Genomic DNA, 15,330 nt, shown 5'->3' on the forward strand with positions numbered 1-15,330 from the left:
TCAACATAACAACCGCATGGAGGCGAGCGTTCTCTGTCCATTAGGGGGATTCACTCGATGACGCACTACCGCACGCCCGGTCGCCACCCGCTGACCAACGCTCTGCTCGCCGGCCTGATGATGGCTGCCGCGGCCCCGGCTCTGGCCCAGGAGGCCAGCTCCGGCAGCAACCCGATCGACCTGGACCGCGTCAGCGTGACCGGCTCGCGCATCGCGCGTACCGGCTTCGTGACCCCCTCGCCGGTCACCGCCATCACTGCCGAAGAAATCCGCGCCACCGGCGCCAACAACATCGGCGACCTGATGGCGCGCCTGCCGGCGCTGAGCCCGACCTATACGCTGGGTAATTCCACCCGCTTCATCGGCACCGCCGGCGTCGGCCTGATGGACCTGCGCGGCATGGGCACCTCGCGTACGCTGGTTCTGGTCAATGGCCGCCGCCATGTCGGCGCGACCTCCGGCTCCTCGGCGGTGGACGTCAACACGATCCCGGTCGAGTGGATCGAACGCGTTGAAGTGATCACCGGTGGTGCATCGGCCGTGTACGGCGCCGATGCAGTGGCCGGCGTCGTCAACTTCATCATGAAGAAGTCGTTCGACGGCGCCGAAGTGCGCGCTCAGACCGGCATGGCCAGTGAAGGCGGCTTCAACCGTTCCTTCATCAGCGCCTCGGCAGGTACCGATTTCGCCAATGGCCGCGGCAGCGCGGCGATCGCCCTGGAATACAGCAAGCAGGACCGCTTTGTCCGCAGCGACCGCGCGATCGGCAACGAATTCCTGGTGTCGGTGCCGAACCCGAACTACGACCCGACCAAGCCGTCCAACGAAAGCAATCCGCAGACCGTCCTCAGCGGCCCGGGTGGCAATCATTCGATCTCCTTCGGCGGCACCTTCACACTGGGTGCGTTCTCGCCCACCAACAAGGCGACCTGGGGCAACCGTTACCAGTTCAACCCGGACGGCACCTACCGCCCGCAGCGCTATGACGGCGTGATGCCGAGCACCACCAGCTGCGTCAACTGCGACTTCGCCGACCTCAATTCGGTGGCCGATCTGCAGCCCGGCTTCGACCGCAAGAGCGTCAATACAGTCGTCAACTTCGATCTGACCGACAACCATCGCCTGTATTTCGAAGGCAAGTACACCGAGACCGTGTCGGACTTCCTGGCCCAGCCGTCGTTCGACCAGACCCTGCGCATCCAGCGCGACAATGCCTACGTTTCGCCGCAGCTGCGCGCCCTGATGGCCGCCAACGGCGCCAGCCAGTTGACCCTGAGCCGCTTCAACGTCGATGCCGGCCAGCGTGGCGAGCACGTGGAGCGCAACACCCAGCGCTTCGTGCTTGGCGTCGAGGGCAACCTGACTGAGAACTGGACCTACGACGTGTACGGCAACTGGGGCCAGAGCGAGGTCAAGCGCTGGAACCTCAACAACCGCATCAACGAGCGTTGGCAGGCAGGCTTGGACACCGTGGTCGATCCGTCCACCGGCCAGATCGTCTGCCGCACCACGCTGAACCCGAACGCGACCAACCCCAACAACGGCAACCGCGTGTATTCGCAGTTCGCACGCGAGGGCTGCGTACCGTTCTCCGTATTCGGCAACGGTGCAGTGACCCAGGCCGCGCGTGACTGGATGAACGTCGATTCGTTCAACTATTCGCGCCTGCAGCAGTCGGTGTTCAGCGCCTCGCTGGCCAACGCCTCGCTGTTCAGCCTGCCGGCCGGCGACGTCGGCGTGGCCGGTGGCGTGGAATACCGCCGCGAGAAGAGCCGCGAAATCACCGATCCGCTGGCAGCGCAGGGCCTGACCTTCCTCAACGCGATCCCCAACCGGATGGGCAAGTACGACGTACGCGAAGCATTCGTCGAAGCCACTGTGCCGTTGCTGGCCGACATCCCGGGCATCTACAACCTGACCATGGACGCTGCCGGTCGCTGGTCCGACTACAGCAGCATCGGCAAGACCACCACCTGGAAGGTCGGCCTGGACTGGACCATCATTCCGTCCCTGCGTGCCCGCGGCACCCTGTCGCAGGCGGTGCGTGCGCCGAGCATCGGCGAACTGTACAACCCGCAGAGCGAGAACTTCGCCACCGTCAACGATCCCTGCAACTACCTGGCCACCAATTCCAATCGCCCCAATACGGCAGCTGATCCGGCCCTGCGCCAGGCCAACTGCTCGGCGCTGGGCGTGCCGGTGGGTTGGGTCGATACCTACACCGCAACCCGCCCGGGTGTCAGCGGCGGCAACCCGAACCTGAAGCCGGAGCGCGCGCGCAGCTTCACCTATGGCCTGGTCTGGCAGCCTGATTTCCTGCAGGGCTTCGGCATGTCCGTGGACTACTGGTGGATCAGCCTGAAGGACGCCATCGGTGCTGTGACTGCACAGACCAATGCCACCCGCTGCGTGGATTCTCCGGGCGGCATCAACAACAGCTTCTGCGGCTTCATCGAGCGCGCACCGGTCGGTGGCAAGACCGATGCCGGCGGCCGGACCTTCCCGGAACATTCGATCAGCCGTTGGGTTGCGCTGAACGAAAACCTGGCTCGTTCGCGTCGCGTCGGCGTCGACCTGGAAATGGACTACCGTTTCAAGCTGGCCGAGGGTGACACGGTGATCCGCCTGGTCGGTACCCGCCTGCTGCAGTCGCGTGAATGGGCCTTCCAGGACTTCCCGACCGAGTACGACGAGAACGTTACCTGGGTGACCGACCCGCGCTGGCGCGGTTCGCTGCAGACCAAGTACTCGCTGGGTCAGTGGCGTGCGTCGTGGGACCTGAACTACGTGAGCAGCAACCTGCGCGTGCAGCCGAAGAGCTACCAGGCCAACCCGGGCCAGACCAGCCCGATCCGCAACGGCTCGTACGTCTACCACAACTTCCAGTTCGGCTACCGCTTCCCGGGCGACAAGATCGACGTCTACCTGGGCGTGGACAACGCTTTCGACAAGGATCCGCCGGTGAACTACTTCGGCTCCGACGTCGGTTCGGCGATGTACGACAACATCGGCCGTTACATGTACATGGGCGCTACCTACAAGTTCTGATCCAGCAACACATGCAGTACCCCGACAGACCCGGCTTTTGCCGGGTCTGTCTTTTTCCGGTACCGGCAAGGCCCCCTTGCGCCCGGCCATGACCTTCGACACCCTTGCAGTGTGGGCCGGCGGCGTATCGTTCGGCCCACGGCCGTTCCCCCGGCCCTTCCCTGACTCACTCGGCCTGGAGGCCATTCAAGTGACCCGTACTCCCAAGATCGTGCTGCTGACCCTGGCCGTTTCGGCCGCGCTGGTCGGCTGCGGCAAGAACGAAACCCCGGCAAAGGATGCCACCGCCTCCACGCCGGCCGCGGCCGACGCCGCCACCACCTACAAGCTCGACGAGAGCAAGCTGCCGGCCTACAACGCCTTCCAGGCCAGCGATCTGGACAGCAACCTTGACGCCTGCACCGCCTTCGGCGACTACGTCAACGGCAAGTGGCTGGCCGCCAACGAGATTCCGGGCGACCGCACCAGCTGGGGCGCCTTCACCATCCTCGACGAGCGTTCGGTGGCCGTGCAGCACCAGCTGGCCGAGCAGGTCGCACAGGTGAAGAACCCGGCCGGCATCGAGAAGATCGTCGGCGACCTGTGGGCCACCGGCATGGACGAAGCCAAGGTCAACGCCCAGGGCATCGAGCCGCTGAAGGCCGACCTGGCCGCGATCGATGGCCTGCAGGACAAGGCCGCCATCGCCAACTACCTGCGCACCAGCGCTGCCAAGGGCGAGAACGTGCTGTTCGGCTTCGGCGCCGAAGCCGACTTCAAGAACTCGGCCGTGAACATGGCCTACGCCAGCCAAGGCGGCCTGGGCCTGCCGGACAAGACCTTCTATACCGATGCGTCCAAGGCCGACAAGCTGAAGGCCTACCAGGCCCACGTCGCCAAGGTGCTGGAGCTGTCCGGCGTGGCCGCTGCCGATGCCGCAAAGCAGGCTGAAGAAGTGGTCAAGTTCGAGACCCGCCTGGCCAAGGCGTCCAAGTCCAGCGTCGAACTGTCGCGCGACGTTTCCCTGTATTACCACCCGGTCAGCCTGGCCGAGGCCGATGCGCTGACCCCGAACTTCAGCTGGACCGAGTTCTTCAAGTCGCAGAACGTGGCCGCGCCGGAGAAGTTCTCGCTGGCCATCCCTGCCTTCCACCAGGAAGTGAGCAAGGCACTGGGCGATACCGATCCGTCGGTGTGGCGCGCCTACCTGCGCTTCCACACCGTGGACAGTGCCTCGCCGTACCTGGCCGATGCGTTCGTGCAGGAGAACTACGAGTTCTACGGCAAGACCCTCAATGGCCAGAAGGAACAGAAGCCGCGCTGGAAGCGCGTGCTGGGCACCATCGAGAGCGATGCCGGCGAAGCCTTCGGCCAGCTGTACGTGAAGGTTGCCTTCTCGCCGGAAGCCAAGGCGAAGATGGAAGAACTGGTGAAGAACCTGGCCGCTTCGCTGAAGGAACGCATCCAGGGCCTGTCCTGGATGAGCGAAGAGACCAAGGCCAAGGCCATCGCCAAGTGGGAAACCTTCACCCCGAAGATCGGTTACCCGGACAAGTGGCGTGACTGGTCGGGCCTGCAGACCAACCGTGACAGCTACCTGGGCAACGTGCGCGCGGCCACCGCGTTCAACTACCAGTACAACCTGGCCAAGATCGGCAAGCCGGTGGACAAGACCGAGTGGGGCATGACCCCGCAGACGGTCAACGCCTACTACAACCCGCTGCAGAACGAGATCGTGTTCCCGGCCGCCATCCTGCAGCCGCCGTTCTTCGACCCGAAGGCCGACGACGCGCTGAACTACGGCGGTATCGGTGCGGTCATCGGCCACGAAATGACCCACGGTTACGACGACCAGGGCAGCCGCTTCGGGCCGACCGGCAACTTCGAGAACTGGTGGACCGAAGCCGATTCGAAGAATTTCGCTGGCCTGACCGGCAAGCTGGTCAAGCAGTTCGACCAGTACAAGGTCGACGGCCAGGCCGTGAACGGCCATCTGACCCTGGGCGAGAACATTGCCGACCTGGGTGGCCTGGCCACCGCCTACGACGCATTGCAGAAGGCATCGGCCGGCAAGGAAGACGCGAAGATCGATGGCTTCACCCGCGATCAGCGCTTCTTCTTCAACTGGGCCACCGTGTGGCGCACCAAGTACACCCCGGAGAACGCCAAGGTCCGCCTGGCAACCGACCCGCACGCGCCGGCGCAGTTCCGCGCCATCGGTGCGCCGTCGAACCTGCCGACCTTCACCGCGGCCTTCCAGTGCAAGCCGGGTACGCCGATGTCGCGCACCGGCGACTCGCAGGTGGTGATCTGGTAAGCCACGGCTGAGGCCACGGCTTGCCTGCAGAGGCCCGGGATTTCCCGGGCCTTTGTTTTTCAGCGCTTGGCCGCAGCCACGCATGGCGTGGCTCTATGTCCAAGCCGCTGGTAGAGCCCGACCTTGGTCGGCGCATGGCAAAAAGGAGCCGCCATGAGGCGTGCATCCCGTGCCCATGCGCGGCTTGCTATAGTTCGCCCGCCCTCAATCCATCACGGATTCGTTCTACATGCCCAACTTCCGTCCGCTTGCCATCGCCCTGGGCATCAGCCTGGCGACCCTGGTTCCGACCCACGATGCGTTCGCCGCCAAGAAGAAGGCCGCACGCGCCCCGGCCGTCAGTGCGCAGTGCAGCGATTTCTACGACGCCACCAACGCAGGCTGGCTGAAGGCCAACCCGGTGCCGCAGACCGGCGCCGCCACCGCACTGGGCCAGCTGGTCGACCGCAGCCGGCAGCAACAGCGTGAACTGCTGGACGCCTCGATGAAGGCGCCGCAGGGCAACGTGCAGAAGCTGCTGGGCGACTTCTGGGCCAGCGGCCTGGACGAAGCGGCCGTGGAAGCCGACGGCTCCAACCCGATCGCACCGCTGCTGACCCGCATCAACGCGATCAAGAAGGCCAAGGATGTCCCGGCCTCGATCGCCGCGCTGCACCAGGTCGGCATCCCGGTGGCCTTCAACTTCGGTCCGGACGTGGACCTGAAGGCGCTGGACCGCCACATCGGTTACTTCATGCAGGGCGGCATGGGCCTGCCTGATCCGGCCTTCTATACCCGCACCGACGCCGACACCGTCGCGTTGATGGGCCGCTATCGCAACTACGTCAAGCAGATCCTCGCACTGACCGGCACCCCGGCGGCCAAGCTGGACGCCGAGTCGCAGGCGGTGATCGCGCTGGAAACCGAACTGGCGCGCAACGCGCAGTCGCTGGCGGGCATCAACAACCCGTTCAACAACTACGCGCCGATCTCCACCAAGGACCTCAACAGCCGCTACCGCAACCTGCAGCTGGACGCGTTCCTGAAGGCGCAGGGCGTCAACGATGACCTGGTGTCGCTGGCCGACCCGGCGCTGTTCAAGCAGCTCGACGGCATGGTCACCAAGCTCAAACCGGACCAGTGGAAGGCCTACCTGCGCTGGCGCGTGGGCGACTCGATGGCGCCGTACCTGTCCAAGGCGTACCGCGATGCGGAGTTCGAGTTCCGTGGCCGCGTGCTGCGTGGCGAGACCCTGCCGCCGCAGCGCTGGGAAAGCGTGCTGGACGCGATCAACGTGGCCGCTGGCCCGATGGTCGGCCGCGAATACGCAGCCCGTTACCTGTCCGCCGAAGACCGCCGCCAGGCGGCCTGGATCGTCGACAAGGTGCGTGAAGTGCAGATCGAAGCGGTCAAGAACAACAGCTGGATGAGCGCCGAGGCCAAGACCGAAGCGCAGGCCAAGCTGGCCGCGCTGAAGATCGAGATCGGCACCCCGCTGCGTGACCTGGACTACAGCGTGCAGCCGATGGGCCGTGGTTCGTTCGGCGGCAACATGCTGATCGCGTCCACCTGGCGCCACCGCGAGGAAATGAAGCGCATCGGCAAGGGCAACGCCGACCGCCGCTGGGACGTGCTGCCGCAGCAGCCGTCGCTGGCCTATGACCTGGCGCAGAACCGGCTGATCGTCACTGCGGCGATCCTGCAGGGCCCGGTGTTCAACGCCAAGGCCGATGCCGCCGACAAGTTCGGCAGCTTCGGCGGCCTGGTCGGCCACGAGCTGACCCGTGCGATCGATGCCAAGGGTGCGCTGGTCGATGCCAAGGGCGAACTGCGCAGCTGGTGGACCCCGGCCGACAAGACCGCTTGGACCCTGCTCGGCACCCGTGTCGCCACCCAGTACGGCGCCTACGAGTTCCCCGGCGTGAAGGGGGCCAAGGTCAACGGCACGCTGACCCAGGAAGAGAACCTGGCCGACATCGCCGGTCTGGAACTGGCCTGGGCCGCGTACACCGCGCAGGAGCCGAAGGCCAAGCCGGCACAGCAGCAGGGCTTCTTCCGCGCCTGGGCTGCGCTGTGGCCGCAGCAGCTGTCGCCGAACGAGGCCGCACGCCGCCTGACCGCCGACATCCGTGCACCGGGTCGCTGGCGCACCAATGGCCCGCTGTCGAACCTGCCGGCATTCGGCGCCAGCTTCAGCTGCAAGCCGGGCCAGCCGATGCAGCGCACCGACGGCGAGCAGATCAAGGTCTTGCGCTGAGGTTCATGCAACAGCAATAACGGAAAGGGCGCCTTCGTGGCGCCCTTTTTCGTCGGTGGACGTCACGCGGGCTTCAACGTTCCCCGGTAATGCACGATCCGCCCCACCACCGGCGCGCCGATCTCCACGTCGAAGACGAAGCGCCCATCCTCATCACTCTCGAAACTGTTCTCCCCGGGCAACAGCGACTGCGGCAACGGCAGGCCCAGGATCGACCAGCGTCTCGGCACCAGTTGCAGCCGCCCGCTGTCGACCAGAAGTGCCAACGCTACCGATACCGCACCGAACCGTTCGACCAGCAGCGCTTCGTTGCGCCCCTGCCCCAGCGTCTGCAACGAAGAGAAACGACGGCCGGCAAAGGTCCGCGTCCAGCGCTCGCCACCCGCCTCTGCGGTGAACTCCACGCTGACCGGCACTGCCTCGCCCGCTGCCGGAAAACCGAACACGTTCCCCAGCAACCGCGACAACAACCCACCACTGCGTTCGACCGATGCCGTGCCGCTCCAGCGCTTGGCGGCAGACGGTGCATGCAACGCCTGCACGCTGGCCGGCAGCTGCGCGTACGCGCTGCCCAGCAGGCGCTGGTACAGGCTGGCACCGGGCATGTCGCGGCGGAAACCGGTGTGGATCGTGCGTCCGTCGAACAGCCGGTCGTAGTCGGACAGTTCCAGCGCATGCGTGGCCGGGCGTGCACCCGGTGACGGCCGATCACCGGCCAGCTGCTTGCGGATCACCGCTTCGATCGCCATCGACGGAATGTACGGGCCATCATCGGCCTCGGCCAGCAGGTGCCAGCTCTGTTCCACACGCGCACCATCGCGGGTGCCCACGGCGCGCACGATCATGCCGCCGCGATGCTCGCCGAACTTCATCAGGTTCAACACGGTGTAGAACAACCGCGAGCATGGCTCCAGCGACGGCAGTTTCAGGTGCAGGCGCGCCTTGGCCAGCAGATTGAGCACGCGATGCAGGATCTCCGGCACCGGGCCAGCCCCCATCCAGATGTCGGTCATCGTCGGATGTTCGGGTGGCAACACCTGCAGATCCGGCACATCCACCAGCGAGAAATGCAGGTTGCGCAGCGGCAGTCGCCCCGGCACCGCGACGGTGAAGCGACGACTCTCGGCCAGGCCGATGCCGTGCCCATCGCGGCCGTTGCGGCGCAGCTTCACCGGCGCACCGGCATAGCCGACCACCGCCCGCATCACGTTCAGGCCGATGCCGGCATACGGCGATGGCGCGATGCCGCCTTCCACGCTGACGATGTCCATATGCGTGGCCATCTCGCGCAGCACTGCCGCGGTCAATACCGGGAAACTGCTGACGCCTGACAGTGCGTAGATGCCAGCTGCCCTGGCCTGCGCGTCGTACTGCGAAACGCCGAATACGAAGTCTGCCGCGTCGGCGAAGTCCAGATAATCAATGCCGGCGGCGATGCAGGCTTCGATCGCGCCATAGCGGTGTTCGCCATAGTCCTGGAAAGGACCGGAGGCATCCACCACCAGCTCCGGTCGCTCGGCCTGCAGGGCCGTGGCCAGCCGTTGCCGGTCGACCTGCAGTGGACGCAGCGTCGATTGCCCCACATAGCTTGCGCAGAACGCCTGTGCCGCTGCCAGGTTGCGGCCACCGATCAGCAGTTCCAGCATCGGCAGGTCGGCCAGCAAGCGGACCAGGCGCCCCCCGAACACCCCATAGCCACCCAGAATCAGGATCTTCACGCATCATCCCTGTCGTGTCGTCCGGCCATGGTAGCGCGGCGCCGGCAGCTCCCGCAGTGCAGCACGATCCGGCATTAACACCGCCCATGCTATCGCTGCTCCTTCGTCCACTGCGGAGCCCCGCCATGGCTCACAAGAACACGATCTGCGTCTGGTATGACAACGGTGCGCTCGAGGCCGCCACGTTCTACGCAAAGACATTTCCCGACAGCGAAGTAACCGCTGTGCATCACGCGCCCGGCGACTTCCCCGACGGCAAGCAGGGGGACGTGCTCACCGTCGAATTCACGGTCTGCGGCATTCCCTGCGTCGGCCTCAATGGTGGCCCGAGCTTCAAGCACAGCGAAGCGTTCTCGTTCCAGATTTCCACCGAGGACCAGGCCGAGACCGATCGCCTGTGGAATGCCATCGTCGGCAACGGTGGCCAGGAAAGCCAATGCGGCTGGTGCAAGGACCGCTGGGGCGTGTCCTGGCAGATCAGCCCGCGCATGCTGATCGAAGCGGTGACCAGCAAGGACAAGGCCCTGGCCAAGCGCGCCTTCAACGCGATGATGCCGATGAAGAAGATCGACATCGCCACCATCGAAGCGGCGATCCGCAACGCATGACGACGTTGGACACGATCATCGTTGGTGGCGGCCACAACGGGCTGGTGTGCGCGGCGTATCTGGCGCGCGCGGGGCAACGGGTGCTGGTGCTGGAGCGTCGCGGCATCCTTGGCGGTGCGGCTGTCACCGAGGAGTTCCACCCGGGCTTCCGCAACTCGGTGGCCTCGTACACGGTGTCGCTGCTGCAGCCGAAGGTGATCGAGGAGCTGCAGTTGCATGCGCACGGGCTGCGCATCGTCGCGCGGCCGGCCAACAACTTCCTGCCATTGCCTGATGGCCGCTACCTGCTGTCCGCACCTGGCCGCACCCAGGCCGAGGTGGCGAAGTTCTCCGAACGCGATGCGCAGGCGCTGCCCGCCTATGAAGCGCGCCTGGAGGTATTTGCCGATGTGCTGCGCGACTGGGCGCTGCGTCCGCCGCCCGACCTCGGGGTGATGGCCGGCTGGCGTGCGTTGCCGGCGTTGTGGCAGATGGGCCGGTTGGGACGGGAGTTGGCCGCACTCGACCCTGCACTGCGCCAGGAACTGCTGGACCTGTTCACGCTGTCGGCCGCCGAGTACCTGGATCGCTGGTTCGAAAGCGAGCCGATCAAGGCCCTGTTTGGTTTCGATGGCATTGTTGGCAACTACGCCAGCCCGTACACGCCAGGCAGCGCCTACGTACTGCTGCATCACGTGTTCGGCCAGTGCAACGGGGTCAAGGGCGCGTGGGGCCACGCCATCGGTGGCATGGGCGCGATCAGCCAGGCCATCGCCGCGTCCGCGCGTGCAGCCGGCGCCGAGCTGCGGGTCGATGCCGGCGTGCAGCGCCTGCTGGTTGAGGACGGGCGCGTGGTCGGCGTCGCGCTGTCCGGCGGCGAGAGCCTGCGCGCACGTGCCGTGGTGGCCAACGTCAACCCGAAGCTGCTGTACGAACAACTGCTGCAGCCCGCCCAGGTTCCCGTCACCACCCGTGAACGCATGGCGAACTGGCGCTGCGGCTCGGGCACGTTCCGGATGAACGTGGCGCTGTCGCGGCTGCCGGATTTCCGTGCCCTGCCCGGCCCCGGCGATCACCTCAGTGCCGGCATCATCATGGCGCCCAGCCTGGATTACATGGACCGCGCCTGGCTGGACGCACGTCGCGAGGGCTGGTCGCGCGAGCCGATCGTGGAGATGCTGATTCCGAGCACGCTGGATGATTCGCTGGCGCCACCCGGGCAGCATGTGGCCAGCCTGTTCTGCCAGCACGTGGCGCCGGAGCTGCCCGATGGCCGACACTGGGATGATCACCGCGATACCGTTGCCGACCTGATGATCGCCACCGTCGATCACTTCGCCCCCGGCTTCGCCGACAGCGTGCTTGGTCGACAGGCACTGTCACCCTTGGATCTGGAACGGACGTTCGGGCTGATCGGTGGCGACATCTTCCACGGTGCGCTCAGCGCCAACCAGCTGTTCTCGGCGCGGCCGATGGTCGGCCAGGCGGGCTATCGCGGCGCCCTGCCCGGCCTGTACCTGTGCGGTGCGGGTACGCATCCGGGCGGCGGGGTCACCGGCGCGCCCGGGCACAACGCGGCGCAGGTGGTGCTGGCCGATGCATGAAATGCGTGCCAACCAAGGTTGGCATCTACCGGCGTCAAGGTGTGCCAATCAAGATTGGCACCTACCGGCGTCAAGGCGTGCCACTCAAGATTGGCACCTACCGGCGTCAAGGTATGCCGACCAACGGTCGGCAGCCACCTGCGCCTCACTTCACGCTGCGCAGGTGGTTCGGGCGCTTCGGCGGGCCCGGGGGACGACGCTTGTTGAACGGCGGTTGGCCACGCCAGTAGCGGATCAGCAGCCAGCCGAACAGCATGCCGCCCAAGTGCGCGAAATGGGCCACGCCCGGCTGCCAGCCGGTCATGCCCAGCACCAGCTCGCCCACGCCGAACAGGATCACGAACGTACGCGCCTTCATCGGAATCGGCGGGAACAGCAGCATCACCCGCTGGTTGGGGAACAGCATGCCGTAAGCCAGCAGCAGGCCGAACACACCACCGGACGCACCCAGCACCGTGGCCGGATTGTCGAGCATCGTACCGACCAGCAACTGGCACAGGCCGGCGCCGACCACGCACACCAGGTAGTAGGTCAGGAAGCGCTTCTCACCCCAGGTCTGTTCCAGCGGCGCGCCGAACATGAAGACGGCCAGCATGTTGAAGAACAGATGGAAGAAACTGCCATGCAGGAAGCCGTAGGTCAGCAGCTGCCAGGGCTGGAAATTGCCACCCGGCGAGAACGCATCGAAGCCCTGCTGCAGCGGCTGCAGCATGAATGGCTCGAAGGTCTGCATGCCGAGCAGGAACGGCTGCTGCAGCAGGAACAGGATCGCGTTGGCGATCAACAGGGCCTTGGTGACGGTTGGCAGTCGCGGGAACATGGGGACACCGGCATGGAACGGCCTCCATCATAGCCGCAGCACCGGCCCTTTTTGACCAGCGCGGACGGCCGCCCGTTCAGTCGCAGGCAGCGATCAGCCCGGCCCCCATACGGCCGCATCCAGCGCCGCCGCCGGGTCGGTCGCGGGCATCCGCACCCGGCCGTTTTCGACGATGACACCCTCGGCACGCAGCCGCTGCGATTGTTCGCGCCAGCCGGCCGAACCTTCAGCCATGGCGATGCGCCCATCCGAGCGCAGCACCCGGTGCCAGGGCAGCGAGGGATCGTCATTCTGGCCGAGGATGCGTGCGGTCAGCCGGGCGCGTCCGGGCAGGCCGGCGCGCATCGCGACCTGCCCGTAGCCCATCACCTGCCCTGGCGGGATCGCATGGATCACCGCCAGGATGCGGGCACGCGCCTGCTCCGGCGTCAGCGGCGCAGCCGCGTCACCAGCAGCACGCCGATCAGGACCAGCACGGTGCCGGCGATCTGCGCCGGCCCCATCGGTTCGTCGAGCAGCCATAGGCTCATCACGATGGTGGAAACCGGGCCCAGCATACCCACCTGCGCAGCCAGCGACGAGCCGACGCGCTGCACCGCCAGCATGATCGCCAGCACCGGCAGCACGGTGCAGACCGTCGCGTTGATCAGCGACAGCCACTGCACGGCAGCGGGGGCCTGCCACAGCAACGGCAGCGGATGGGTAATGGTGAAATGCAGCAGCACCAGTACGCTGGCCACGCAGCTGGCGTAGGCGGTCAGACGCACCGCGCCGATACGGGCGACCACCTGGCCGCTGCCGAACAGATAGAGCGCGTAGCTGAGCGCACTCCCCAGCACCAGCAGGCTGCCGAGAATGATCTGCCCACCCTCGCGCTGCAGGTCATGGCCGAACGCGATCAGCACGCCGAGATAGCTGAGCACCAGCGCGCCGACCTGCCACCGACCCGGCCGCTGCCGCGCCAGCAGCACGTTGATCAGCAGCACCAGGGTCGGGTTCAAGTACAGGATCAACCGTTCCAGGGTCACGCTGATGTACTGCAGGCCCTGGAAATCCAGCAGGCTGGACAGGTAGTAACCGGTGAAGCCAAGCCACAGCACGCGCGCGCGGTCGGCCCAGGACAGTCGCTCGGCACGGCGCGAGGCCCACACCGCCATCAACGCGAACAGCGGCAGCGCCATCAGCATGCGCAGCGCCAGCAGCGTGGTCGCGTCCACGCCATGGCGCAGCCCCAGCTTGACGATGATCGCCTTGCCCGAAGCGGCAATGGCGCCGATCGCAGCCAGGCCGATGCCGCCCAGAGCGATGCGCGGGGACGTGGTGGCGATACGGGGGGAAGAAGTGGACATCAGGAAGAAAACGGGCCGCATGGGGCGGCTGGAAGCAGCTGGATTGCTTCCAATTGTCTCATGGCATTTCCGGGCGAACGATCCGATGTCCGTTCATGCTCACTGCAACTCCTGATCCACGCATGGCGTGGATCTACGTGTCGACCAAGGTCGACACCCACCCCGCCATCCCACAAGAACCCAGCTTTTTGCTGTTGCCGTTGCCGTTGCCGTTGCTGTCGAGGTTGCCGGCCAGCGGCCGGCACTACCACGGGTGCCGGGCGCAGCCCGGCTCAGCGCATCAACACCACTTCTTCAGCAGACGTCGGATGGATCGCCACCGTGTCGTCGAACTGGGCCTTGGTCGCACCCATCTTCACCGCCACCGCGAAACCCTGCAGGATCTCGTCGGCCGCTTCGCCGAGCAGGTGCACACCCACCACGCGCTCCTCTGGGCCGGCGCATACCATCTTGAACAGGCTGCGCTGGGTGCCGTTGGCCAGCGCCTGCAGCATCGGCCGGAACCGGCTGTGGTACACGGTCACCTGGTCGAAGCGCGCACGTGCATCTTCCTCGCTCATGCCTACCGCGCCCAGCGGCGGGTGCGAGAACACCACGCTGGCCACGTTGTCGTAATCCATCTTCGCTTCCGGGCGGCCACCAAACAGACGATCCATCAGGCGTCGCGCTGCAGCCACGGCTACCGGCGTCAGGCCGACCTTGCCTGCAATGTCACCGACCGCATGCACGCTTGGCACCGCCGTGGTCTGCCACTCGTCCACCTCCACCTGCTGGTGTTCGCCGATGCCGATGCCCAGTGCTTCCAGGCCGAGATCCTTGCTGTTGCCGCGCCGGCCGGTAGCGAAGAACACGGCGTCGAACACACTGTCGATCGGGCCGTCATGGCCGAACGCGCGCACGCGTTCGCCGTCGCGCTTCAACTCACGCAGACGGTAATCGAAGTGGATGCGCACGCCCTGCTGGCGCAGGTTCTCGGCCAACTGCGCGGTCAGCTCGTAGTCGAAGCGCTCCAGCAGGCGGCTGCCACGTACCAGCAGGCTCACCTTGCTGCCCAGCGCCTGCAACAGCCCGGCAAGTTCCACCGCGATGTAGCCGCCGCCGATGATGGCGACCTCGGCCGGTGCCGCACGCAGGTCGAAGAAATCGTCGGACACCAGGCCCAGTTCGGCGCCGGGAATGTCGGGCCGCTGCGGATGCGCCCCGGTAGCGATGAGGACCTGTGCAGCGCTGTAATGCACACCATCACTGCACGCCACGGTGTGCGCATCCAGCAGATGGCCACGAGCCGGAATGCGCACCACGCCGGTTTCATCCAGACGCTTGTGATAACTGGTGTGGATGTTGCTGATGTAGGCCTGGCGATGGATCACCAGCTCCTTCCACGACAGTGCCGGACGCGGCGCCACGTCGAAGCCCATCGCGCTGGCCAGGCCGATGCGCTCGGCCAGATCGGCGGCCAGCCACATCGCCTTCTTCGGCACGCACCCGACATTCACGCAGGTACCCCCCAGTTCACCCGGCTCCAGCAGGGCAACCCGCTTGCCATGCTGCGCAGCGCGGATGGCACCGGCCAGGCCAGCGGAACCGCCGCCAAGGACGATCAGGTCGTAATCATAAGAGGGAGTATTCATCGCAATCGCTCGAGTCGACAGGGAAGATGGCGGGCGAGCGC

The 15,330-nt window shown here is 66.1% G+C and carries 10 protein-coding genes; 5 read left to right on the top strand and 5 right to left on the bottom strand.

Annotated features, from left to right (window positions below):
* Positions 1-117 precede the first annotated feature (117 nt).
* The 3 genes from AC07UW_RS17375 (at position 118) to AC07UW_RS17385 (ending at position 7,580) form a co-directional block, all read left to right on the top strand.
* On the top strand, positions 118-3,048 hold the full coding sequence (locus AC07UW_RS17375) for a TonB-dependent receptor domain-containing protein (RefSeq protein ID WP_495212531.1): 2,931 nt from the start codon (positions 118-120) through the stop codon (positions 3,046-3,048).
* A 190-nt stretch (positions 3,049-3,238) separates the two neighbouring features.
* Positions 3,239-5,344 carry a M13 family metallopeptidase gene (locus AC07UW_RS17380; RefSeq protein ID WP_100553135.1) on the top strand — a complete coding sequence of 702 codons (2,106 nt, stop codon included), beginning with the start codon at positions 3,239-3,241 and terminating at the stop codon, positions 5,342-5,344.
* A 229-nt stretch (positions 5,345-5,573) separates the two neighbouring features.
* The gene (locus tag AC07UW_RS17385; protein WP_394197808.1) at positions 5,574-7,580 is read left to right on the top strand and encodes a M13 family metallopeptidase; all 2,007 of its coding nucleotides are present in this window, start codon (positions 5,574-5,576) and stop codon (positions 7,578-7,580) included.
* Positions 7,581-7,642: 62 nt separating this feature from the next.
* Here the strand turns inward: AC07UW_RS17385 and AC07UW_RS17390 are convergent, their stop codons facing one another.
* The gene (locus AC07UW_RS17390; RefSeq protein ID WP_495212522.1) at positions 7,643-9,298 is read right to left on the bottom strand and encodes a saccharopine dehydrogenase family protein; all 1,656 of its coding nucleotides are present in this window, start codon (positions 9,296-9,298) and stop codon (positions 7,643-7,645) included.
* A 125-nt stretch (positions 9,299-9,423) separates the two neighbouring features.
* On the opposite strand from AC07UW_RS17390, the gene AC07UW_RS17395 reads away from it, so the two are divergent.
* Positions 9,424-9,906 (top strand): VOC family protein, encoded by a 483-nt coding sequence (locus AC07UW_RS17395; RefSeq protein WP_059064748.1) that lies wholly within the window; start codon positions 9,424-9,426, stop codon positions 9,904-9,906.
* The gene (locus AC07UW_RS17400; RefSeq protein ID WP_346602822.1) at positions 9,903-11,489 is read left to right on the top strand and encodes a phytoene desaturase family protein; all 1,587 of its coding nucleotides are present in this window, start codon (positions 9,903-9,905) and stop codon (positions 11,487-11,489) included. Before AC07UW_RS17395 ends, AC07UW_RS17400 begins: the two co-directional genes overlap by 4 nt.
* A gap of 145 nt (positions 11,490-11,634) precedes the next feature.
* Here AC07UW_RS17400 and AC07UW_RS17405 read toward each other — a convergent pair whose 3' ends face one another.
* The 4 genes from AC07UW_RS17405 to gorA form a co-directional block, all read right to left on the bottom strand.
* A complete protein-coding gene (locus AC07UW_RS17405; RefSeq protein WP_025876091.1) occupies positions 11,635-12,309 on the bottom strand; it encodes a rhomboid family intramembrane serine protease in 675 nt (224 codons plus the stop codon).
* A 93-nt stretch (positions 12,310-12,402) separates the two neighbouring features.
* The gene (locus AC07UW_RS17410; protein ID WP_394122484.1) at positions 12,403-12,831 is read right to left on the bottom strand and encodes an MGMT family protein; all 429 of its coding nucleotides are present in this window, start codon (positions 12,829-12,831) and stop codon (positions 12,403-12,405) included.
* Entirely contained in the window at positions 12,738-13,658 is a 921-nt protein-coding gene (locus AC07UW_RS17415; RefSeq protein WP_059064791.1) for a DMT family transporter, read from the bottom strand. The genes AC07UW_RS17410 and AC07UW_RS17415 overlap by 94 nt, the downstream gene beginning before the upstream one ends.
* A 272-nt stretch (positions 13,659-13,930) precedes the next feature.
* Positions 13,931-15,289, bottom strand: a complete 1,359-nt coding sequence (gene gorA, locus AC07UW_RS17420) for a glutathione-disulfide reductase (RefSeq protein WP_495212523.1) — start codon at positions 15,287-15,289, stop codon at positions 13,931-13,933.
* Between the last annotated feature and the right edge of the window lie 41 nt (positions 15,290-15,330).

The sequence above is a fragment of the Stenotrophomonas sp. GW821-FHT02D01 genome (assembly GCF_059421765.1).

Coding starts and splice junctions, on each gene's coding strand:
- AC07UW_RS17375 (WP_495212531.1), top strand. CDS start 118: ATGATGGCTGCCGCGGCCCCGGCTCTGGCCCAGGAGGCCAGCTCCGGC.
- AC07UW_RS17385 (WP_394197808.1), top strand. CDS start 5,574: ATGCCCAACTTCCGTCCGCTTGCCATCGCCCTGGGCATCAGCCTGGCG.
- AC07UW_RS17395 (WP_059064748.1), top strand. CDS start 9,424: ATGGCTCACAAGAACACGATCTGCGTCTGGTATGACAACGGTGCGCTC.
- AC07UW_RS17400 (WP_346602822.1), top strand. CDS start 9,903: ATGACGACGTTGGACACGATCATCGTTGGTGGCGGCCACAACGGGCTG.
- AC07UW_RS17405 (WP_025876091.1), bottom strand. CDS start 12,309: ATGTTCCCGCGACTGCCAACCGTCACCAAGGCCCTGTTGATCGCCAAC.
- AC07UW_RS17410 (WP_394122484.1), bottom strand. CDS start 12,831: ATGGCTGCTCGACGAACCGATGGGGCCGGCGCAGATCGCCGGCACCGT.
- AC07UW_RS17415 (WP_059064791.1), bottom strand. CDS start 13,658: ATGTCCACTTCTTCCCCCCGTATCGCCACCACGTCCCCGCGCATCGCT.
- gorA (WP_495212523.1), bottom strand. CDS start 15,289: ATGAATACTCCCTCTTATGATTACGACCTGATCGTCCTTGGCGGCGGT.